At 48.6% G+C, this 20,563-nt stretch carries 18 protein-coding genes and 2 pseudogenes; 16 read left to right on the plus strand and 4 right to left on the minus strand.

From position 1 onward, the window contains the following. Window positions 1-107: 107 nt before the first annotated feature. The 4 genes and pseudogenes from ACJHWK_RS19470 to ACJHWK_RS19485 all read left to right on the plus strand — a co-directional run bounded on the left by ACJHWK_RS19470 (window position 108) and on the right by ACJHWK_RS19485 (window position 4,688). Window positions 108-713, plus strand: a complete 606-nt coding sequence (locus tag ACJHWK_RS19470; protein WP_000177498.1) for a CDP-alcohol phosphatidyltransferase family protein — start codon at window positions 108-110, stop codon at window positions 711-713. Continuing rightward, window positions 713-1,609 (plus strand): annotated as a pseudogene (locus ACJHWK_RS19475) (phosphatidate cytidylyltransferase). Before ACJHWK_RS19470 ends, ACJHWK_RS19475 begins: the two are co-directional and overlap by 1 nt. Before the next feature lie 15 nt (window positions 1,610-1,624). Continuing rightward, window positions 1,625-3,382: a bifunctional alpha/beta hydrolase/class I SAM-dependent methyltransferase gene (locus ACJHWK_RS19480; protein WP_410234903.1), complete on the plus strand. Its 1,758-nt coding sequence runs from the start codon at window positions 1,625-1,627 to the stop codon at window positions 3,380-3,382. A gap of 13 nt (window positions 3,383-3,395) precedes the next feature. Continuing rightward, window positions 3,396-4,688 (plus strand): phosphatase PAP2/dual specificity phosphatase family protein, encoded by a 1,293-nt coding sequence (locus ACJHWK_RS19485; RefSeq protein ID WP_024166548.1) that lies wholly within the window; start codon window positions 3,396-3,398, stop codon window positions 4,686-4,688. 53 nt (window positions 4,689-4,741) lie between these two features. Here ACJHWK_RS19485 and azoR read toward each other — a convergent pair whose 3' ends face one another. Further along, on the minus strand, window positions 4,742-5,347 hold the full coding sequence (gene azoR, locus ACJHWK_RS19490) for an FMN-dependent NADH-azoreductase (RefSeq protein WP_000048963.1): 606 nt from the start codon (window positions 5,345-5,347) through the stop codon (window positions 4,742-4,744). A 200-nt stretch (window positions 5,348-5,547) separates the two neighbouring features. On the opposite strand from azoR, the gene hrpA reads away from it, so the two are divergent. From hrpA to aldA, 7 genes and pseudogenes are all read left to right on the plus strand, one after another. Continuing rightward, a complete protein-coding gene (gene hrpA / locus ACJHWK_RS19495) occupies window positions 5,548-9,450 on the plus strand; it encodes an ATP-dependent RNA helicase HrpA (protein ID WP_021517100.1) in 3,903 nt (1,300 codons plus the stop codon). Between the two features lie 145 nt (window positions 9,451-9,595). Beyond that, window positions 9,596-9,700, plus strand: a pseudogene (locus ACJHWK_RS19500) (hypothetical protein); the annotation flags it as partial. A gap of 34 nt (window positions 9,701-9,734) precedes the next feature. Next, window positions 9,735-10,073, plus strand: coding sequence for a hypothetical protein (locus ACJHWK_RS19505; RefSeq protein WP_001523214.1), 339 nt, complete (start codon window positions 9,735-9,737; stop codon window positions 10,071-10,073). Beyond that, entirely contained in the window at window positions 10,060-10,509 is a 450-nt protein-coding gene (locus ACJHWK_RS19510; RefSeq protein ID WP_001314706.1) for a hypothetical protein, read from the plus strand. Before ACJHWK_RS19505 ends, ACJHWK_RS19510 begins: the two co-directional genes overlap by 14 nt. 119 nt (window positions 10,510-10,628) lie before the next feature. After that, window positions 10,629-11,006 carry a hypothetical protein gene (locus ACJHWK_RS19515; RefSeq protein WP_000343026.1) on the plus strand — a complete coding sequence of 126 codons (378 nt, stop codon included), beginning with the start codon at window positions 10,629-10,631 and terminating at the stop codon, window positions 11,004-11,006. A gap of 115 nt (window positions 11,007-11,121) precedes the next feature. Next, the gene (gene ydcF / locus ACJHWK_RS19520) at window positions 11,122-11,922 is read left to right on the plus strand and encodes a DUF218 domain-containing protein YdcF (protein ID WP_001027943.1); all 801 of its coding nucleotides are present in this window, start codon (window positions 11,122-11,124) and stop codon (window positions 11,920-11,922) included. Window positions 11,923-12,118: 196 nt separating this feature from the next. Further along, window positions 12,119-13,558, plus strand: coding sequence for an aldehyde dehydrogenase (gene aldA, locus ACJHWK_RS19525; protein WP_000115969.1), 1,440 nt, complete (start codon window positions 12,119-12,121; stop codon window positions 13,556-13,558). Window positions 13,559-13,599: 41 nt separating this feature from the next. On the opposite strand, the gene gap is transcribed toward aldA, so the two are convergent. Further along, window positions 13,600-14,601 carry a type I glyceraldehyde-3-phosphate dehydrogenase gene (gap, locus tag ACJHWK_RS19530; protein ID WP_000048645.1) on the minus strand — a complete coding sequence of 334 codons (1,002 nt, stop codon included), beginning with the start codon at window positions 14,599-14,601 and terminating at the stop codon, window positions 13,600-13,602. Between the two features lie 188 nt (window positions 14,602-14,789). Between gap and cybB the strand changes: the two genes are divergently transcribed. The 3 genes from cybB to yncP all read left to right on the plus strand — a co-directional run bounded on the left by cybB (window position 14,790) and on the right by yncP (window position 15,832). After that, the gene (gene cybB, locus ACJHWK_RS19535) at window positions 14,790-15,320 is read left to right on the plus strand and encodes a cytochrome b561 (RefSeq protein ID WP_001390056.1); all 531 of its coding nucleotides are present in this window, start codon (window positions 14,790-14,792) and stop codon (window positions 15,318-15,320) included. 244 nt (window positions 15,321-15,564) lie between these two features. After that, on the plus strand, window positions 15,565-15,738 hold the full coding sequence (locus tag ACJHWK_RS19540) for a hypothetical protein (RefSeq protein ID WP_000731851.1): 174 nt from the start codon (window positions 15,565-15,567) through the stop codon (window positions 15,736-15,738). A gap of 25 nt (window positions 15,739-15,763) precedes the next feature. After that, window positions 15,764-15,832, plus strand: coding sequence for a hypothetical protein (yncP, locus tag ACJHWK_RS19545; RefSeq protein ID WP_212591405.1), 69 nt, complete (start codon window positions 15,764-15,766; stop codon window positions 15,830-15,832). Here the strand turns inward: yncP and hokB are convergent. Continuing rightward, the gene (hokB, locus tag ACJHWK_RS19550) at window positions 15,810-15,959 is read right to left on the minus strand and encodes a type I toxin-antitoxin system toxin HokB (RefSeq protein WP_001309484.1); all 150 of its coding nucleotides are present in this window, start codon (window positions 15,957-15,959) and stop codon (window positions 15,810-15,812) included. The two genes, yncP and hokB, sit on opposite strands and share 23 nt — an antisense overlap. A gap of 398 nt (window positions 15,960-16,357) precedes the next feature. On the opposite strand from hokB, the gene trg reads away from it, so the two are divergent. Continuing rightward, window positions 16,358-17,998, plus strand: a complete 1,641-nt coding sequence (gene trg, locus ACJHWK_RS19555; protein ID WP_001523216.1) for a methyl-accepting chemotaxis protein Trg — start codon at window positions 16,358-16,360, stop codon at window positions 17,996-17,998. Window positions 17,999-18,035: 37 nt separating this feature from the next. Here trg and ACJHWK_RS19560 read toward each other — a convergent pair whose 3' ends face one another. Continuing rightward, window positions 18,036-18,959, minus strand: a complete 924-nt coding sequence (locus ACJHWK_RS19560; protein ID WP_000414564.1) for a LysR substrate-binding domain-containing protein — start codon at window positions 18,957-18,959, stop codon at window positions 18,036-18,038. A gap of 216 nt (window positions 18,960-19,175) precedes the next feature. Here ACJHWK_RS19560 and ACJHWK_RS19565 point away from each other — a divergent pair, with 216 nt between their 5' ends. Continuing rightward, entirely contained in the window at window positions 19,176-20,519 is a 1,344-nt protein-coding gene (locus ACJHWK_RS19565) for a VOC family protein (RefSeq protein ID WP_001523218.1), read from the plus strand. The last annotated feature ends 44 nt before the right edge of the window (window positions 20,520-20,563 follow it).

Genomic DNA, 20,563 nt, shown 5'->3' on the forward strand with positions numbered 1-20,563 from the left:
CCCAATACCTTGATATATTCTGAATTTTTAATGAAGCGGCGTGTTACGATATCTCCGTCAGGGGAATTGATGCACCATAGCGCAAACCGAATTATCAAGGATTGATAATGACGCTCTACCAGATAAAACCGCTCTTTCAGTCGCTGTTAAGGCCGACGATGTTTTGGCTTAATAAGCACCATGTTACAGCGAATCACATCACTCTTGCTGCACTGGCACTTTCTCTTCTTAGCGGATTGCTGTTGATGTTGGTGGCACAACCCATCCTCTTTTTGCTATTGCCTATCGTGCTTTTTATCCGTATGGCGCTCAATGCGCTGGATGGCATGATGGCGCGTGAGTGCAATCAGCAAACACGTCTTGGGGCGATTTTGAATGAGACTGGCGATGTTATTTCCGATATTGCGCTCTATTTACCGTTTTTATTTTTACCTGAAAGTAATGCATCACTCGTGATACTCATGTTATTTTGCACCATATTGACCGAGTTTTGTGGTTTACTCGCGCAGACGATTAACGGTATTCGCAGTTATGCCGGTCCATTTGGCAAAAGCGATCGCGCGTTAATATTTGGTCTGTGGGGGCTAGCCGTTGCCATTTATCCACAGTGGATGCAATGGAATAATCTTTTATGGAGCATTGCTTCAATTCTGCTTCTCTGGACTGCGATTAATCGTTGTCGGAGTGTGCTTTTTATGAGTGCTGAAAGATAATGCTGGAAAAATCTCTGGCAACACTTTTCGCGTTGTTAATTTTAGCAACGCTGATAAACCGTTTTCTGATATGGCGGTTACCGGAGAGAAAAGGGGGTGAGGTTACATTACGTATTCGTACCTGGTGGGGCATCGTCATTTGTTTTTCAATGGTGATTTCAGGTCCACGCGGGATGACGTTGACGTTTTTTGCGCTGATAAGTTTTCTGGCATTGAAATAATATTGTACGCTTATATCTGAACATTTTCCGCGTTGGTTATATTGGGGTATTCCTCTTAACTATTTGCTTATCGGTTTTAATTGCTTTGAGCTGTTTCTGTTATTTATACCTTTGGCTGGGTTTCTGATATTAGCCACCTGGCGAGCTTTAGTGGGTGACCCCTCTGGTTTTCTGCATACCGTGAGTGCCATTTTTTGTGGCTGAATAATGACCGTTTTCACCTTGAGTCATGCCGCCTGGTTGTTAATGTTGCCAACCATAAATATCCAGGGCGAGGCGTTACTGGTGTTATTTCTTTTGGCATTAACCGAGTCAAACGATATTGCACAGTATTTATGGGGAAAATCCTGCGGCAGAAGAAAAGTGGTCCCTAAAGTCAGCCCGGGAAAAACATTGGAAGGTCTGATGGGCGGCGTAATCACCACCATGATTGCGTCACTGATTATTGGACCGTTGCTGACACCGCTAGATACATTACAGGCATTATTAGCGGGTTTGTTAATTGGTATTAGTGGTTTTTGCGGCGATGTAGTGATGTCAGCCATCAAACGAGATATTGGTGTTAAAGATAGTGGAAAACTATTACCAGGACATGGCGGACTCCTTGACAGGATTGACTCATTAATTTTCACCGCTCCGGTATTTTTTTATTTTATTCGCTACTGCTGTTACTGAAGGAAAATAGAGAAAATGGAAAATTCACGCATCCCTGGGGAACATTTTTTTACCACCAGTGATAATACAGCGTTGTTTTATCGGCACTGGCCCACTTTACAGCCCGGGGCGAAAAAGGTCATAGTCTTATTTCATCGCGGTCATGAACATTCCGGGCGTCTACAACATCTCGTTGATGAACTGGCGATGCCAGATACTGCTTTTTATGCCTGGGATGCCCGAGGGCATGGACAAACTTCGGGGCCGCGTTGTTATAGTCCGTCTCTTGCGCGTTCAGTGCAGGATGTCGATGAATTTGTCCGTTTTGCTGCCAGCGACAGCCAGGTCGGACTGGAAGAGGTGGTAGTGATCGCGCAAAGCGTCGGCGCAGTGCTGGTTGCCACATGGGTTCATGATTATGCGCCTGCAATTCGCGGGCTGGTGCTGGCTTCTCCGGCCTTTAAGGTTAAATTGTATGTGCCGCTGGCACGTCCTGCGCTGGCGTTATGGCATCGTCTGCGTGGTCTGTTTTTTATTAATTCCTATGTGAAAGGACGCTATTTGACCCACGATCGGCAACGGGTGGCGAGTTTCAATAATGATCCGCTGATCACACGGGCGATTGCCGTTAATATCTTGCTCGATCTCTACAAAACGTCTGAACGTATTATTAGAGATGCGGCGGCGATTACGCTCCCCACGCAACTTTTGATATCAGGCGATGACTATGTGGTGCATCGCCAACCGCAGATTGATTTTTATCAGCGTTTACGTAGTCCTCTGAAAGAGCTGCATCTGCTGCCAGGCTTTTATCACGACACGTTGGGTGAAGAGAAAAGGGCGCAGGCATTTGAAAAAATGCAAAGCTTTATTAGTCGCTTATATGCTAACAAGTCGCAAAAATTTGATTATCAGCATGAAGACCGCACAGGACCATCAGCGGATCGATGGCGGCTCCTTTCTGGTGGACCCGTGCCGTTATCGCCGGTTGATTTGGCGTATCGCTTTATGCGAAAGGCGATGAAACTGTTCGGGGCGCACTCTGCGGGCCTGCATCTCGGAATGAGCACCGGCTTTGATTCAGGCAGTTCGCTGGATTATGTCTATCAAAATCAACCGCAAGGCAGTAACGCATTCGGGCGCTTTATCGACAAAATCTACCTGAACAGTGTTGGCTGGCGCGGTATTCGCCAGCGCAAAACCCATTTACAAATGCTGATTAAACAAGCCGTTACCCATCTCCACGCCAAAGGTTTAGCCGTCCGAGTGGTTGACATTGCCGCAGGGCATGGGCGCTATGTACTGGATGCGCTGGCAAACGAGCCTGCCGTAAGCGAAATTTTGTTACGTGATTACAGTGAGGTAAATGTTGCACAAGGGCAAGAGATGATTGCCCAACGGGGAATGTCTGGGCGGGCGCGTTTTGAACAGGGCGATGCGTTTAATCCGGCAGAACTCAGCACGTTAACTCCGCGGCCTACGCTGGCGATTGTCTCTGGCCTGTATGAGCTTTTTCCCGAAAATGAGCAGGTAAAAAACTCACTCGCAGGTCTTGCCAATGCCATCGAACCGGGTGGCATTCTCATCTACACCGGGCAGCCGTGGCACCCACAACTGGAGCTGATTGCCGGGGTGTTAACCAGTCATAAAGATGGTAAACCGTGGGTAATGCGCGTGCGTTCTCAAGGGGAGATGGATTCGCTCGTGCATGATGCCGGATTTGATAAATGCACACAACGGATTGATGAGTGGGGCATTTTTACGGTTTCGATGGCGGTGCGTCGTGATAACTGAACGCCGGAACGTATTGCTACAAGGAGCTGGCTGGTTATTGTTGCTGGCCCCGTTTTTCTTCTTCACCTATGGATTTCTTAATCAGTTCACCGCGACTCAGGATCTTAACAACCATGATATCCCCAGTCAGGTATTCGGTTGGGAAACGGCGATCCCTTTTCTTCCCTGGACTATTTTTCCTTACTGGAGTCTGGATCTTTTATATGGATTTTCGCTGTTCGTTTGTAGCTCGACATTTGAGCAGCGCCGTCTGGTCCACCGGCTTATTCTTGCAACGGTAATGGCCTGCTGCGGTTTTTTTCTCTATCCGCTGAAGTTTAGTTTTATCCGTCCTGAAGTGAGTGGGGTGACAGGATGGTTATTTTCGCAACTTGAATTGTTTGATCTGCCTTATAACCAGTCTCCTTCGCTGCATATTATTCTCTGCTGGCTACTTTGGCGTCACTTTCGTCAGCATCTGGCTGTGAGGTGGCGTAAAGTCTGCGGCGGATGGTTTTTACTCATCGCCATTTCGACGCTGACGACATGGCAGCATCATTTTATTGATGTCATCACAGGGCTGGCGGTAGGTATGTTGATTGACTGGATGGTGCCCGTCGACCGTCGTTGGAATTATCAGAAACCTGATCAACGTCGAATCAAAATAGCACTGCCCTATGTCGTAGGCGCGTGCTCGTGCATTGTATTGATGGAGCTAATGATAATGCTTCAGTTATGGTGGTCAGTCTGGTTATGTTGGCCAGTATTATCGCTATTCATCATTGGCCGTGGGTACGGTGGGCTTGGCGCTATAACAACAGGGAAAGATAGTCAGGGTAAACTCCCGCCCGCCGTTTACTGGCTGACATTGCCCTGGCGCATCGGGATGTGGCTGTCTATGCGTTGGTTTTGTCTTCGCCTTGAGCCGGTGAGCAAAATTACTGCTGGTGTTTATTTAGGGGCGTTTCCACAACATATTCCGGCACAGAATGCGGTTCTGGACGTCACCTTTGAATTCCCTCGCGGACGAGCGACAAAAGATCGACTCTATTTTTGTGTACCGATGTTGGATCTGGTGGTTCCGGAAGAGGGGGAGCTCCGACAGGCCGTGGCGATGTTGGAAACATTACGCGAAGAGCAAGGCAGCGTTCTGGTCCATTGCGCGTTGGGATTATCGCGCAGTGCGCTGGTGGTGGCGGCATGGCTGTTATGTTACGGACATTGTAAAACCGTTGATGAAGCGATTAGTTATATTCGAGCCAGACGCTCGCGGATTGTGCTTAAGGAAGAGCACAAAGCGATGCTGAAATTATGGGAAAACAGGTAAGCGGATTGAGATGTGGACTGAATATCTACAGTCCACATCAAGATCGTGTCCGGTTATTCAGCAACAATACTGTCGATAGCTGCTTTCGCGTCAGACTGCGCTTTCGCTGCCATTTCAGGACCGTATGCGATCCCTTCGGCGAAGACAAATTTCACATCAGTAATGCCGATAAAGCCCAGGAACGTGGACAGATACGGCGTCACCAGGTCCGTTGGTCCATCTTTGTGGATCCCACCGCGGCTGGTAATAACGATGGCTTTTTTACCCGTTACCAGACCTTCCGGACCGTTCTCGGTATAGCGGAAAGTAACGCCTGCACGTGCAACCAGGTCAAAATAGTTTTTCAACTGAGTCGAGATGTTGAAGTTATACATCGGTGCCGCAATAACGATAACGTCGTGGGATTTCAGCTCGGCAATCAGCTCATCGGAAAGCGCCAGAGCTTCCTGCTGACGCGGAGTCAGCGGCGCATCGCTCGGACGCAGTGCACCAACCAGTTCGCCATCCAGTACCGGAATCGGATTTGCAGCCAGGTCACGCACGGTGATTTCATCAGCGGAGTGCTTTTCGCGCCATTGTTCAACAAAATAATCGGACAACTGATTAGACTGAGAGTACCCTGCCAGGATGCTGGATTTAAGAACTAATACCTTGCTCATGGTGTTTCCTTATAGATGTTTGAATGGGCGATGCCCCGTTGCTTGTTGACACTTTATTCACAATTCTGCCACAGAGATAGCGCAATAAATCGAAGCCTATGTTCGAATTTATTGAACAACGCATAGAAAGCCGCGATGTGGTACTCTATATCTATCATTTAAAAGAAAATTAATCAGGCAGCCTACTGCCCACTAACGTTATGACAGAACAACAAAAATTGACCTTTACGGCCTTGCAGCAGCGGCTGGATTCGCTGATGCTGCGCGACAGACTGCGTTTTTCTCGCCGTCTGCACGGCGTGAAGAAGGTTAAAAATCCTGATGCACAACAGGCCATTTTCCAGGAGATGGCGAAAGAGATTGACCATGCGGCAGGGAAAGTCCTGCTGCGTGAAGCGGCACGACCGGAAATCACTTATCCGGACAATTTGCCGGTTAGTCAGAAAAAGCAGGACATTCTCGAAGCGATTCGTGATCACCAGGTGGTGATCGTCGCCGGGGAAACCGGTTCCGGTAAAACGACTCAGCTACCGAAAATCTGTATGGAGCTGGGGCGCGGTATTAAAGGGCTGATCGGTCATACCCAACCGCGTCGCCTGGCGGCACGAACGGTGGCGAACCGTATTGCGGAAGAGCTGAAAACGGAGCCGGGCGGTTGCATCGGTTACAAAGTGCGTTTCAGCGATCACGTAAGTGATAACACGATGGTCAAGCTGATGACCGACGGGATCCTGCTGGCGGAGATCCAGCAAGACCGCCTGCTGATGCAGTACGACACTATCATTATTGACGAAGCGCACGAACGTAGCCTGAATATCGATTTTCTGCTCGGCTATTTGAAAGAGTTGCTGCCGCGGCGTCCTGACCTAAAAATCATTATCACTTCCGCGACTATCGACCCGGAACGCTTTTCGCGCCACTTTAATAATGCGCCGATTATCGAAGTCTCCGGTCGGACCTATCCGGTGGAAGTGCGCTATCGCCCGATTGTTGAAGAAGCCGATGACACCGAGCGCGATCAGTTGCAGGCGATTTTTGACGCCGTAGACGAACTGAGTCAGGAAAGCCCTGGCGACATTCTGATCTTTATGAGTGGTGAGCGGGAAATTCGCGATACCGCCGATGCGCTGAACAAGCTGAACTTACGCCATACCGAAATCTTGCCGCTTTATGCGCGGCTTTCGAACAGCGAACAGAACCGCGTGTTCCAGTCGCACAGTGGACGGCGCATTGTGCTGGCGACCAACGTCGCGGAAACGTCGCTGACCGTACCGGGGATTAAATACGTTATCGACCCAGGTACGGCGCGTATCAGCCGCTACAGCTATCGCACTAAAGTGCAGCGTTTGCCGATTGAGCCCATTTCGCAGGCGTCTGCCAATCAGCGTAAAGGCCGCTGTGGTCGTGTGTCCGAAGGGATCTGTATTCGTCTCTATTCCGAAGACGATTTCCTTTCGCGCCCGGAGTTTACCGATCCGGAGATTCTGCGTACCAACCTGGCCTCGGTTATTTTACAGATGACTGCGCTGGGGCTGGGCGATATCGCCGCATTCCCGTTTGTAGAAGCACCGGATAAACGCAATATCCAGGATGGCGTGCGTCTGCTCGAAGAACTGGGCGCGATCACCACGGATGAACAGGCCAGCGCCTATAAACTGACGCCGCTCGGTCGCCAGCTTTCGCAATTGCCTGTCGATCCTCGTCTGGCGCGTATGGTGCTGGAAGCGCAGAAACATGGCTGCGTGCGTGAGGCGATGATTATCACGTCCGCGCTCTCCATTCAGGATCCGCGTGAGCGACCAATGGACAAACAGCAGGCATCGGACGAAAAACATCGTCGCTTCCACGACAAAGAATCCGACTTCCTCGCGTTTGTAAATCTGTGGAATTATCTTGGCGAGCAGCAAAAGGCGCTTTCTTCCAACGCCTTCCGTCGCCTGTGTCGTACCGATTATCTCAACTATCTGCGCGTGCGCGAATGGCAGGATATCTACACCCAGTTGCGTCAGGTGGTGAAAGAACTTGGCATTCCGGTTAACAGCGAACCGGCGGAGTATCGCGAAATTCACATCGCCTTACTGACCGGTTTGCTTTCCCATATCGGCATGAAAGATGCCGATAAACAAGAATATACCGGCGCACGTAACGCGCGTTTCTCCATTTTCCCCGGTTCCGGCTTATTTAAAAAGCCGCCGAAATGGGTAATGGTGGCGGAACTGGTAGAAACCAGCCGCCTGTGGGGGCGCATTGCTGCGCGTATCGACCCTGAATGGGTAGAACCCGTTGCTCAGCATTTGATTAAACGCACCTACAGCGAACCGCACTGGGAACGGGCGCAGGGCGCGGTGATGGCAACGGAAAAAGTCACTGTTTATGGTTTGCCGATTGTTGCTGCGCGTAAGGTCAACTACAGCCAGATCGATCCGGCGTTATGTCGTGAACTCTTTATTCGCCACGCGCTGGTGGAAGGTGACTGGCAGACGCGCCACGCATTCTTCCGTGAAAACCTGAAACTGCGGGCCGAAGTGGAAGAGCTGGAACACAAATCACGTCGCCGCGATATTCTGGTTGATGACGAAACGCTGTTTGAGTTCTACGACCAGCGCATCAGCCACGATGTAATCTCCGCTCGTCACTTCGATAGCTGGTGGAAAAAAGTCAGCCGCGAAACGCCTGATTTGCTCAACTTTGAAAAGAGCATGTTGATCAAAGAAGGGGCGGAAAAAATCAGCAAGCTGGATTACCCGAACTTCTGGCATCAGGGCAATCTCAAGCTGCGTTTGAGCTATCAGTTTGAGCCCGGCGCGGACGCGGACGGTGTGACCGTGCATATTCCGCTGCCGCTGCTTAATCAGGTAGAAGATAGCGGGTTTGAATGGCAAATCCCCGGCCTGCGTCGTGAACTGATCATCGCACTGATTAAATCGTTGCCGAAACCGGTACGCCGTAATTTTGTGCCTGCACCAAACTACGCCGAAGCGTTTTTAGGCCGCGTCACACCGCTGGAGTTACCGTTGCTCGACAGCCTTGAGCGCGAGTTACGGCGGATGACCGGCGTTACCGTTGACCGCGAAGACTGGCACTGGGATCAGGTGCCTGATCACCTGAAAATCACCTTCCGCGTGGTGGATGACAAAAACAAGAAGCTAAAAGAAGGGCGCTCTCTACAAGGTCTGAAAGATGCGCTGAAAGACAAAGTGCAGGAAACGCTGTCTGCGGTGGCGGATGACGGTATCGAGCAGAGCGGCTTACATATCTGGAGTTTTGGTCAGCTGCCGGAAAGCTACGAACAGAAGCGTGGCAACTATAAAGTGAAGGCGTGGCCAGCGCTAGTGGATGAACGCGACAGCGTGGCGATCAAACTGTTTGATAATCCGCTGGAACAAAAGCAGGCAATGTGGAACGGTCTTCGCCGTCTACTGCTGCTGAATATTCCCTCGCCAATCAAATATTTGCATGAGAAGTTGCCAAACAAAGCCAAGCTGGGGCTGTACTTTAACCCGTATGGCAAAGTGCTGGAGCTGATCGACGACTGTATCTCCTGCGGTGTGGATCAACTGATCGACGCCAATGGTGGCCCGGTCTGGACGGAAGAAGGCTTTGCTGCGCTGCATGAAAAAGTCCGCGCTGAACTGAACGACACGGTGGTGGATATTGCGAAGCAGGTCGAGCAAATCCTTACTGCAGTCTTCAATATCAACAAACGCCTGAAAGGGCGGGTGGATATGACTATGGCGCTGGGGCTTTCTGACATCAAAGCGCAGATGGGCGGGTTGGTGTATCGCGGTTTTGTCACTGGCAACGGTTTTAAACGGCTGGGCGACACGCTGCGTTATTTGCAGGCGATTGAAAAACGACTGGAAAAACTGGCGGTTGATCCGCATCGTGACCGTGCTCAGATGCTGAAAGTCGAAAACGTCCAGCAGGCGTGGCAGCAATGGATCAACAAACTGCCGCCCGCACGTCGTGAGGATGAAGACGTGAAAGAGATCCGTTGGATGATAGAAGAGTTGCGCGTTAGTTACTTCGCTCAACAACTTGGTACGCCTTATCCGATTTCAGATAAGCGTATTTTGCAGGCGATGGAGCAGATTAGCGGTTAACACTGCTATTTGCCTGATAAATCTAAAACCCGGTAAGCATTTAGCGCCGGGTTTTTTCTTTATGAATTCTGAAAAATAGCAAGGGCGGTACTATTTTACATAAGTTACATTCATACTCTGCCCATGGTAAACAGGACGTATTGCAATGAGTAAGCATGATATTTTAATGAGATCGTATTATGAGCGAATAATAGAGCTTGATTGCGTCGGTCAGGCTTTAATCTCTTTCTATGAAAAACTTCCAGAGGAAATTTTATCAGAAAGTAATGGATTGGATTAATAGTATGAAAAATTTAGACAATATTATCTGGCATGATGGTGTTTTAGTAGAAACCAGAATGGAATGTCACCACACCGAGTATAATTTTATATTGACGGCAGAACTTTATGTTGATGAATTTACAGCCGGAAGGGAACGAAAAAGGTTCGAGTTTACGGGAGTGGAACATTTATCGCAGGTTATGGATATTGCTGAACTTATAGATAACCAAAATGCAGGTAATATTAAAGATGCGGTAATTGTTTATAAGGCAAAGAAGTATGAAATTTCACTTCATTTGTTTGGCGGTTTTTTAAATTTTATATTTAAAACCATGCGAGTTGTTGACAATGAATTTGAGTAATACCAAATGCGACAAATTGTCTTTTTATGAAGAAAAAATCCGCTGGCGAATGCGTCGGCAAATCTCGAATGCAGAGGCAATATTTTACGAGAATCAGGAAGAACACATTCAGCGCTTTTTAGGCAGATATACCTGCCGCAAACCGGTTCTTGTTTATTGGGAAAGTGAACAAAGATGGACATCTGTAAACGGTCTGGAAGTAATGAGTATGTTTGATGAGTATTGTCATCACATCTACCTTGATGATATCAATAAAAAAATACAAGCTGAATTACCTGAAGATAAAACATTAGGTTTCAAACGTCAATTGCAATTTTTCATTTTAGGGGATGAGAAGATTAGAATATGGGTGCCACAGGGGGAATTATATTTCGCATTAATGAATGTATTGCAGATGTTCCCCCTGAAAAAAATGGTTGATGACTGGACAAGGTAATTTCAAATCACAGTAATGTCCATCGATTATACATTGTACGTAAACAGACTCGCACCGTTTTTGCAGAAGGTTAATGTGTCGTCTATCGAGAGCAGTCTCATATATGAAGGGGTATTAACATGGATGAATGTTTTATAAATATCACTCCGACTTCATTGTCTTTTAAAAATGCCGAACTATCAGATTTAAGCTATAAAAATGCCAGGCTTGAACTTACCCTCATATGTCCGGCGATCAAGTCAGAAGTTAAGTTATCATTTGACTGGATACATTCATTTCGTGTTACTGACGAAGGTGATTTGTTAGGAATGTCAGGAATTCACGGTATTAACCAAACGGGGATCTATAGAGTAGTGAATTCCGCCTACTTTGCATGGTTTACTATGCAAAGTTGTGAAATTTATAAAAATAATGTGATCGAGCATTATGTCATTGCCACGTCAAATGATGTTATTGATGTTTTATCAACAGTTTCTCCGCAAATACAGTATGACTAAAACCAGTGTCTGGTTCGCGATGGCGAGGTAGAAAAAGCATCATCTTCCTTTCAGAGTGCTCCGCTTCTCATTATTATCTCACGCAGTATTCTTAAGGGAACGATAAGGAGGAACCATGAACATTACCCCGTTTCCGACGCTTTCGCCGGCAACCATAGATGCCATAAATGTTATCGGACAGTGGCTGGCGCAGGATGATTTCTCCGGTGAGGTGCCGTATCAGGCCGATTGCGTGATCCTTGCAGGCAATGCGGTTATGCCGACTATCGACGCGGCATGTAAGATTGCTCGCGATCAGCAAATTCCTTTACTGATCAGTGGTGGTATCGGTCACTCGACAACTTTTTTGTATAGCGCCATCGCACAGCATCCGCACTACAACACTATTCGCACCACTGGCAGAGCAGAAGCGACCATCCTGGCGGATATCGCTCATCAGTTCTGGCATATTCCGCATGAAAAAATCTGGATTGAAGACCAGTCAACAAACTGCGGTGAAAACGCACGCTTTAGCATCGCGCTATTGAATCAGGCCGTAGAACGAGTTCATACGGCTATCGTTGTTCAGGACCCCACCATGCAGCGGCGCACGATGGCGACGTTCCGCCGTATGACCGGGGACAATCCAGATGCACCTCGCTGGTTAAGTTATCCCGGATTCGTTCCTCAGCTAGGAAACAACGCAGACAGTGTAATCTTTGTTAATCCGTTGCAAGGATTATGGCCGGTTGAGCGTTATCTCTCACTACTCACTGGCGAGCTGCCGCGTTTACGCGATGATAGCGATGGCTACGGTCCCCGCGGGCGAGATTTTATCGTTCACGTTGATTTTCCGGCAGAAGTCATCCATGCATGGCAAACGCTGAAACACGATGCGGTGCTCATCGAGGCGATGGAAAGTCGCTCGTTACGTTAAAAATTGCCCGTTTGTGAACCACTTGTTTGCAAACGGGCATAACTCCTGCCTTTTATTTCTGCCTCTTATTCCTTTTACACTTGTTTTTATGAAGCCCTTCACAGAATTGTCCTTTCATGATGCCGTCTCTCTGATGATTGATGTTAATTAACAATGTATTTACCAAAAACAAACATATAAATCACAGGAGCCGCTCATGTCAGTACCCGTTCAACATCCTATGTATATTGATGGACAGTTTGTTACCTGGCGTGGAGACGCATGGATTGATGTGGTAAACCCTGCTACAGAGGCTGTCATTTCCCGCATTCCCGATGGTCAGGCCGAGGATGCCCGTAAGGCAATCGATGCAGCAGAACGTGCACAACCAGAATGGGAAGCGTTGCCTGCTATTGAACGCGCCAGTTGGTTGCGCAAAATCTCCGTCGGGATCCGCGAACGCGCCAGTGAAATCAGTGCGCTGATTGTTGAAGAAGGGGGCAAGATCCAGCAGCTGGCTGAAGTCGAAGTGGCTTTTACTGCGGACTATATCGATTACATGGCGGAGTGGGCACGGCGTTACGAGGGCGAGATTATTCAAAGCGATCGTCCAGGAGAAAATATTCTTCTGTTTAAACGTGCGCTTGGTGTGACTACCGGCATTCTGCCGTGGAACTTCCCGTTCTTCCTCATTGCCCGCAAAATGGCTCCCGCTCTTTTGACTGGTAATACCATTGTCATTAAACCCAGTGAATTTACGCCAAACAATGCGATTGCATTCGCCAAAATCGTCGATGAAATAGGCCTTCCGCGCGGCGTGTTTAACCTTGTTCTGGGGCGTGGTGAAACCGTTGGGCAAGAACTGGCGGGTAACCCAAAGGTCGCAATGGTCAGTATGACAGGCAGCGTCTCTGCAGGTGAAAAGATCATGGCGACTGCGGCGAAAAACATCACCAAAGTGTGCCTGGAATTGGGGGGTAAAGCACCAGCTATCGTAATGGACGATGCCGATCTTGAACTGGCAGTCAAAGCCATCGTTGATTCACGCGTCATTAATAGTGGGCAAGTGTGTAACTGTGCAGAACGTGTTTATGTACAGAAAGGCATTTATGATCAGTTCGTCAATCGGCTGGGTGAAGCGTTGCAGGCGGTTCAATTTGGTAACCCCGCAGAACGCAACGACATTGCGATGGGGCCGTTGATTAACGCCGCGGCGCTGGAAAGGGTCGAGCAAAAAGTGGCGCGCGCAGTAGAAGAAGGGGCGAGAGTGGCGTTGGGTGGCAAAGCGGTAGAGGGGAAAGGATATTATTATCCGCCGACATTGCTGCTGGATGTTCGCCAGGAAATGTCGATTATGCATGAGGAAACCTTTGGCCCGGTTCTGCCGGTGGTCGCATTTGACACGCTGGAAGATGCTATCGCAATGGCGAATGACAGTGATTACGGCCTGACCTCATCAATCTATACCCAAAATCTGAACGTCGCGATGAAAGCCATTAAAGGGCTGAAGTTTGGTGAAACTTACATCAACCGTGAAAACTTCGAAGCTATGCAAGGCTTCCACGCCGGATGGCGTAAATCCGGTATTGGCGGCGCAGATGGTAAACATGGCCTGCATGAATATCTGCAGACCCAGGTGGTTTATTTACAGTCTTAATGAGTGAAAGAGGCGGAGGTTTTTTCCTCCGCCTGTGCGCGTCAGAGTTTAGCGAATTTTTCGAGGGTGCGAATAAGCTGCGTGACGAAGCCATATTCGTTATCGTACCAGGCGACCGTTTTCACCAGTTGTAAATCGCCCACGGCGGTAATTTCGGTTTGCGTGGCATCAAACACCGAACCGAAATGGCTGCCAATGATATCGGAAGAGACTATTTCTTCATCGGTATAACCAAATGACTCGTTATTGTTTGTCGCGTTTTTAAGCGCGTTGTTCACCTCTTCGGCAGTCACTTTTTTTCCAAGAATAGACACCAGTTCAGTCACCGAACCGGTTTTCACGGGTACGCGTTGTGCATGACCTTTCAGTTTGCCGCTCAGTTCTGGGATCACCAGACCAATGGCTTTTGCCGCCCCCGTAGTGTGGGGAATGATATTTTCTGCCGCTGCACGTGAAGCGCGTAGATCTTTACCACGCGGGCCATCCACCAGTGACTGAGTGCCGGTATAGGCATGAATGGTCGTCATCGTGCCGACTTCTATTCCGAAACTGTCGTGCAAGGCTTTGGCCATCGGTGCAAGACAATTAGTGGTGCATGACGCCACGGAAACAATGGTGTCGTTGCCATCCAGTGTGTCGTCATTGACGTTATAAACGATGGTTTTCATTTCACCGGCAGGGGCGGAAATCAACACCTTCTTCGCACCAGCATCAAGATGCGCCTGCGATTTCTCGGCGGAGGTATAAAAGCCAGTACATTCGACAATGATTTCTGCGCCTTTCGCTTTCCACGGAATATTTTTAGCCTCTTTTTCGGCGTAAACCGCGATACTTTTTCCATCAACGATAAGTGAATCTTCCGTAAAATCAACGCTCCAGGGGAACGGTCCGTAGTTTGAATCATGTTTCAACAGGTAGGCGAGAATTTTTGGGGAAGTGAGATCATTAATAGCAACAATGTCTATGTTGCTTTTGACTTCAAGTAATCGACGCAACACCAGTCGACCGATACGACCAAAACCATTAATACCAACTTTACTCATGGTCTTCTCCTGTCAGGAACGTTCGGATGAAAATTGATCCTTTCCAGGCTTAGACCACGATGGCGGGATGGGCAATCTACATTCTTGCCGTGAAACGTAACGTACTGAAAACGGGTGAACAATATTTAATGAAATTTTAAGAAAAGCTCGTTATGTTAACGGCAAATTATGTTAAAGCAGGAAATGTTATGGGAAATAAATACTCAAGGTTACAAATCAGCATTCACTGGCTGGTCTTTTTGCTGGTTATTGCAGCGTATTGCGCAATGGAGTTTCGGGGTTTCTTCCCACGTAGCGATCGGCCACTCATCAACATGATTCATGTTTCCTGTGGCATATCAATTCTCGTGCTGATGGTCGTTCGTCTTTTGTTAAGGCTGAAATACCCAACCCCGCCGATTATACCTAAGCCAAAACCGATGATGACGGGACTGGCGCATTTGGGACATTTGGTGATTTATCTCCTGTTTATTGCGCTGCCAGTGATTGGTTTGGTGATGATGTATAACCGAGGCAACCCGTGGTTTGCGTTTGGTTTGACGATGCCTTATGCATCAGAGGCCAATTTCGAACGGGTTGATAGCTTAAAGTCGTGGCATGAAATGCTGGCGAATCTGGGATATTTTGTCATCGGGTTGCACGCTGCGGCTGCACTGGCACACCACTATTTCTGGAAGGACAACACACTTCTACGCATGATGCCGCGTAAACGTTCCTGAAGGATATTTAAAGAAAACGCCTGTACTAAAACCGACCCGTGGTACAGGCGAAGAATACGGGTCTACATCGGAAGCGCCTATTATATTTATTTGTATGACAAATAAAACCATAATCCTTATCCATACGTCCATCTGGCTTATCTTTAATCAATTCACCCGATCTTTGATCTCATCAACGGTATCAAAATAAACCAGCGTATAACGTTCAAATCGAACATAAGATTCGATAAACCATGGAGGTTATATGAAAAAATTGGCACTCATCTTGGTTATAGGAGCGCTTGTTTCCTTTTATGCCGATGCCGGGCGCAAACCCTGTTCTGGTTCGAAAGGGGGGATCTCACACTGTACGGCAGGCGGCAAATTTGTCTGTAATGATGGTTCTATTAGTGCATCGAAAAAAACATGCACTAACTGAAGTGTAAAAGGGGTGCCATGAGAAAATGAATCTGCTAGTCAGATGCGCGGGGAAAATCCCCGCGCTTGCCCTTACCTGGACGTGCAGGCCATGAGCGCAGCAACCTCCTTATCACCGTCCCGGAACCGCAGTTCGTAGAGCGTTTGTCGGGTCAGGAGTGTGAATGTCAGAATCGTAATGCAGATAATGAGCAGACACACCACCAGAGGGTTGCGCTTCATAGCCTTTCTCCTTGCCGGATGGCGGGTAAGAGGCTAACATCTGAATTGCTTGGTTCATTCGTTGGCCTCGGTTGATAGAAATATCGGTCGGGGCCTTCGTCTTTCTGATTCCCGGTTAGCCTGAAAACAGAAAGTCTCAGGCACCCGTGAGCATCCTATGTGGTTTCCTTAGGGACGAAAATAATCACCTGACGAAATTGCGTGCTGTTTTCCAGAATTTTTCGTCATTCGGGTTAGCCAGTTTAGCCATTCGTTACTCTCTTCATTCCAATAGCATTAATTTTCTCTGCAATAATTGTTGTAAAAATGTGACGCAAAGAGGTTTTTGGTCATAAGTAATTATCGTCAAGTGCCGATGACTTTCTATCAGGAGTAAACCTGGACGAGAGACAACGGTAATGAATACAACTCCCTCACAGCGATTAGGTTTTTTGCATCACATCAGGCTGGTTCCGTTATTTGCCTGCATTCTTGGCGGTATCTTAGTTCTATTCGCATTAAGTTCAGCTCTGGCTGGCTATTTCCTCTGGCAGGCCGATCGCGATCAGCGTGATGTTACTGCGGAGATTGAGATTCGGACCGGGTTAGCGAACAGTTCAGATTTTTTGCGTTCAGCCCGGATCAATATGATTCAGGCTGGTGCTGCGAGTCGTATTGCTGAAATGGAAGCAATGAAGCGAAATATTGCGCAAGCCGAATCGGAGATTAAACAGTCGCAGCAAGGTTATCGTGCTTATCAGAATCGGTCGGTGAAAACACCTGCTGATGAAGCCCTTGACACTGAATTAAATCAACGCTTCCAGGCTTATATCACGGGTATGCAACCGATGTTGAAATATGCCAAAAATGGCATGTTTGAAGCGATTATCAATCATGAAAGTGAGCAGATCCGACCGCTGGATAATGCTTATACCGATATTTTGAGCAAAGCCATTAAGATACGTAGCACCAGAGCCAACCAACTGGCGGAACTGGCCCATCAGCGCACCCGCCTGGGTGGGATGTTCATGATTGGCGCGTTTGTGCTTGCCCTGGTCATGACGCTGATAACATTTATAGTGCTACGTCGGATCGTCATTCGTCCACTGCAACATGCCGCACAACGAATTGAAAAAATCGCCAGTGGCGATCTGACGATGAATGATGAACCGGCGGGTCGTAATGAAATCGGTCGCTTAAGTCGTCATTTACAGCAAATGCAGCATTCACTGGGGATGACAGTAGGGACCGTTCGACAGGGCGCGGAAGAGATTTATCGTGGCACCAGCGAAATTTCCGCTGGCAATGCGGACCTTTCATCTCGCACTGAAGAACAAGCGGCGGCAATTGAACAAACTGCCGCCAGCATGGAGCAACTCACTGCGACGGTGAAACAGAATGCGGATAACGCGCATCATGCCAGCAAACTGGCGCAGGAGGCTTCTATTAAAGCCAGCGATGGCGGGCAGACGGTTTCCGGTGTAGTAAAAACGATGGGCGCTATCTCCACGAGTTCGAAGAAAATTTCCGAGATCACTTCCGTCATCAACAGTATTGCTTTCCAGACGAATATTCTGGCACTGAATGCTGCCGTTGAAGCCGCGCGAGCGGGTGAGCAAGGACGTGGATTTGCCGTTGTCGCCAGCGAAGTACGGACACTCGCAAGCCGCAGCGCCCAGGCGGCGAAAGAGATTGAAGGCTTGATCAGTGAATCTGTCAGGTTAATTGACCTGGGGTCGGATGAGGTGGCAATGGCAGGGAAAACCATGAGCACTATTGTTGATGCCGTCGCGAGTGTCACACATATCATGCAGGAAATCGCCGCCGCCTCGGATGAACAAAGTAGAGGCATAACTCAGGTTAGCCAGGCGATTTCTGAAATGGATAAGGTGACGCAACAGAATGCTTCTCTGGTAGAAGAGGCCTCAGCGGCGGCGGTGTCCCTTGAAGAACAGGCTGCACGATTAACTGAGGCGGTGGACGTATTCCGTCTGAACAAACATTCTGTGTCGGCAGAACCTCGCGGAGCGGGTGAACCAGTTAGTTTCGCTACAGTGTGAAAATGTTCAAGGAGGGATCGACAGATCCCTTCACCTTTCAGAACGGCATTGATTTTCGAATAGCGTTAATCATCAACTGGCAACCAGAAGAGAACGTCGCATCTACGCGGGTCAGTATTCCAATCGGTTCGCCTGCACCATGCCCTGGAACAGGCAGGGCCACCAGCGTGGCATGACGCAGGTCGTCTTTTACAGCGCCAGAAGGGACAAACCACACGTAGTCGTATTCAACCGTAAGTTGACGAGATAGCGAAGCAGACAGCGTTTCGATACAACCCGAAGGAATTTTACAGCCCTGGCTCTGCACTAATGCATCTGAATGCTGGCGTGGCGCAGTGCCTTCTGGTGATACAACGACCGGCCATTCCAGCACCCGGCTTAGCGTTACGTTCTCCTGAAGTAGCGGGTGATTAGGGCGGACGACCAGCTTCAGCGATTCAAGAAACAGCAGTTCGTAATTAAGTCCGGTCATCAGTTCAGGATCTGACATCCGACCAATGCCGATATCGATTTCCCCGGTTTTTAAACCCGCAAGAATCATAGGGTTACTCATTGTCGCAACTTGCAAGGTCGTCTCTTTTTGTTGCTGATGAAACTGACCTATAACCGAAGGTAATATCCCCAGTGCCGCAGTAGGTAGTGCACCAACCCTGACGACATCATTATTAAGACCTTCTTTACGATGAAGCGACTGTCCGGCAGTGTTGATGGCGTCAAGAACTCTGACTGCATGCGTTAAAAATTGTTCGCCGGGTAAGGTAAGTTGCGCCCCCTGACGACCACGCTCAAACAAGCGAGCGCCCGTCAGTTGCTCCAGTTCATTCAGTGTTTTAGAGAGCGCAGGTTGACTCAAATTAAGGGTTTCAGCCGCGCGCCCCAAAGTTCCTTGTTGTGCGACAGCTACGAATGTATGAAGGTGGCGCAAACGGATGCGCTGACTAAACAGACTATTTTTTTCCATAAGCGATGTTAAAAACGAAGCGGTGTCGCTGACAAGTGAAGTTGTTTGATTATGATAACTTGATTGCAAAATATTATTAACAATTAAAGCAATTATGTTACAGCAAAATGGATAATATTGATGTTTTCGCGGCGAGATCACAGTTTGTAAATTCTTCCCGCCGGAGTGAATGCGGTTACCTACACTCCAGATTACTGACCACTGGAGGCAGACACTATGGCGAACAGCATCACGGCGGATGAGATTCGGGAACAGTTTTCGCAGGCAATGTCAGCCATGTACCAGCAAGAAGTTCCGCAGTACGGCACGCTGCTGGAACTGGTAGCTGATGTGAATCTGGCTGTGCTGGAAAACAATCCTCAACTGCACGAAAAAATGGTAAATGCAGACGAGCTGGCGCGACTGAATGTTGAACGTCATGGGGCAATTCGCGTTGGGACTGCACAAGAGCTTGCTACTCTTCGGCGGATGTTTGCCATTATGGGGATGTACCCGGTGAGCTATTACGATCTCTCGCAGGCGGGAGTGCCGGTACATTCCACAGCATTTCGGCCCATTGATGATGCTTCTCTGGCGCGTAATCCCTTCCGCGTTTTTACTTCATTACTCCGCCTTGAGCTTATCGAGAACGAAATTTTGCGCCAGAAAGCGGAGGAGATTCTGCGTCAGCGCGATATCTTCACCCCACGTTGTCGACAACTGTTAGAGGAATATGAGCAGCGGGGCGGTTTTAACGAAACACAGGCACAGGAGTTTGTGCAGGAAGCCCTGGAAACGTTTCGTTGGCACCAGTCAGCAACGGTAGATGAAGAAACCTATCGCGCCTTGCACAACGAACATCGGTTGATTGCTGATGTGGTCTGTTTTCCTGGATGCCATATCAACCACCTGACGCCACGTACGCTGGATATTGACCGGGTGCAGTCGATGATGCCTGAATGCGGGATTGAACCCAAAATTCTGATCGAAGGGCCGCCGCGCCGCGAGGTACCGATTTTACTACGCCAGACCAGCTTTAAAGCACTGGAAGAGACGGTGTTGTTTGCAGGGCAGAAACAGGGTACGCATACCGCGCGCTTTGGTGAAATAGAGCAGCGTGGTGTGGCATTAACGCCGAAAGGGCGACAACTGTATGATGATCTTCTGCGTAACGCTGGAACCGGGCAGGATAATCTCACTCACCAAATGCATTTACAGGAAACCTTCCGCACTTTTCCTGACAGTGAGTTTTTAATGCGTCAGCAAGGGTTGGCATGGTTCCGGTACCGTCTGACGCCTTCAGGTGAGGCGCATCGTCAGGCGATTCATTCCGGAGACGATCCACAGCCCTTAATTGAACGTGGTTGGGTAGTGGCGCAACCCATTACCTATGAAGATTTCTTGCCTGTTAGCGCGGCGGGGATCTTCCAGTCAAATCTGGGTAATGAAACGCAGGCACGCAGTCACGGTAATGCCAGTCGCGAAGCATTTGAGCAGGCGTTGGGCTGCCCGGTTTTGGATGAGTTCCAGCTTTATCAGGAAGCGGAAGAACGCAGTAAACGTCGCTGTGGTTTGCTTTAAATTCTGACCATCCGCCTTTGCAAAAATTTGCCTGATTTTACAAA

The organism is Escherichia sp. WS547, from assembly GCF_046486065.1.
GTDB lineage: Bacteria > Pseudomonadota > Gammaproteobacteria > Enterobacterales > Enterobacteriaceae > Escherichia > Escherichia coli.

Bases quoted from the DNA above. Each gene is read 5' to 3' on its own strand.
- ACJHWK_RS19470 (WP_000177498.1), top strand. From the start codon at position 108: ATGACGCTCTACCAGATAAAACCGCTCTTTCAGTCGCTGTTAAGGCCG.
- ACJHWK_RS19480 (WP_410234903.1), top strand. From the start codon at position 1,625: ATGGAAAATTCACGCATCCCTGGGGAACATTTTTTTACCACCAGTGAT.
- azoR (WP_000048963.1), bottom strand. From the start codon at position 5,347: ATGAGCAAGGTATTAGTTCTTAAATCCAGCATCCTGGCAGGGTACTCT.
- hrpA (WP_021517100.1), top strand. From the start codon at position 5,548: ATGACAGAACAACAAAAATTGACCTTTACGGCCTTGCAGCAGCGGCTG.
- ACJHWK_RS19505 (WP_001523214.1), top strand. From the start codon at position 9,735: ATGAAAAATTTAGACAATATTATCTGGCATGATGGTGTTTTAGTAGAA.
- ACJHWK_RS19510 (WP_001314706.1), top strand. From the start codon at position 10,060: ATGAATTTGAGTAATACCAAATGCGACAAATTGTCTTTTTATGAAGAA.
- ACJHWK_RS19515 (WP_000343026.1), top strand. From the start codon at position 10,629: ATGGATGAATGTTTTATAAATATCACTCCGACTTCATTGTCTTTTAAA.
- ydcF (WP_001027943.1), top strand. From the start codon at position 11,122: ATGAACATTACCCCGTTTCCGACGCTTTCGCCGGCAACCATAGATGCC.
- aldA (WP_000115969.1), top strand. From the start codon at position 12,119: ATGTCAGTACCCGTTCAACATCCTATGTATATTGATGGACAGTTTGTT.
- gap (WP_000048645.1), bottom strand. From the start codon at position 14,601: ATGAGTAAAGTTGGTATTAATGGTTTTGGTCGTATCGGTCGACTGGTG.
- cybB (WP_001390056.1), top strand. From the start codon at position 14,790: ATGGGAAATAAATACTCAAGGTTACAAATCAGCATTCACTGGCTGGTC.
- ACJHWK_RS19540 (WP_000731851.1), top strand. From the start codon at position 15,565: ATGAAAAAATTGGCACTCATCTTGGTTATAGGAGCGCTTGTTTCCTTT.
- hokB (WP_001309484.1), bottom strand. From the start codon at position 15,959: ATGAAGCGCAACCCTCTGGTGGTGTGTCTGCTCATTATCTGCATTACG.
- trg (WP_001523216.1), top strand. From the start codon at position 16,358: ATGAATACAACTCCCTCACAGCGATTAGGTTTTTTGCATCACATCAGG.
- ACJHWK_RS19560 (WP_000414564.1), bottom strand. From the start codon at position 18,959: ATGGAAAAAAATAGTCTGTTTAGTCAGCGCATCCGTTTGCGCCACCTT.
- ACJHWK_RS19565 (WP_001523218.1), top strand. From the start codon at position 19,176: ATGGCGAACAGCATCACGGCGGATGAGATTCGGGAACAGTTTTCGCAG.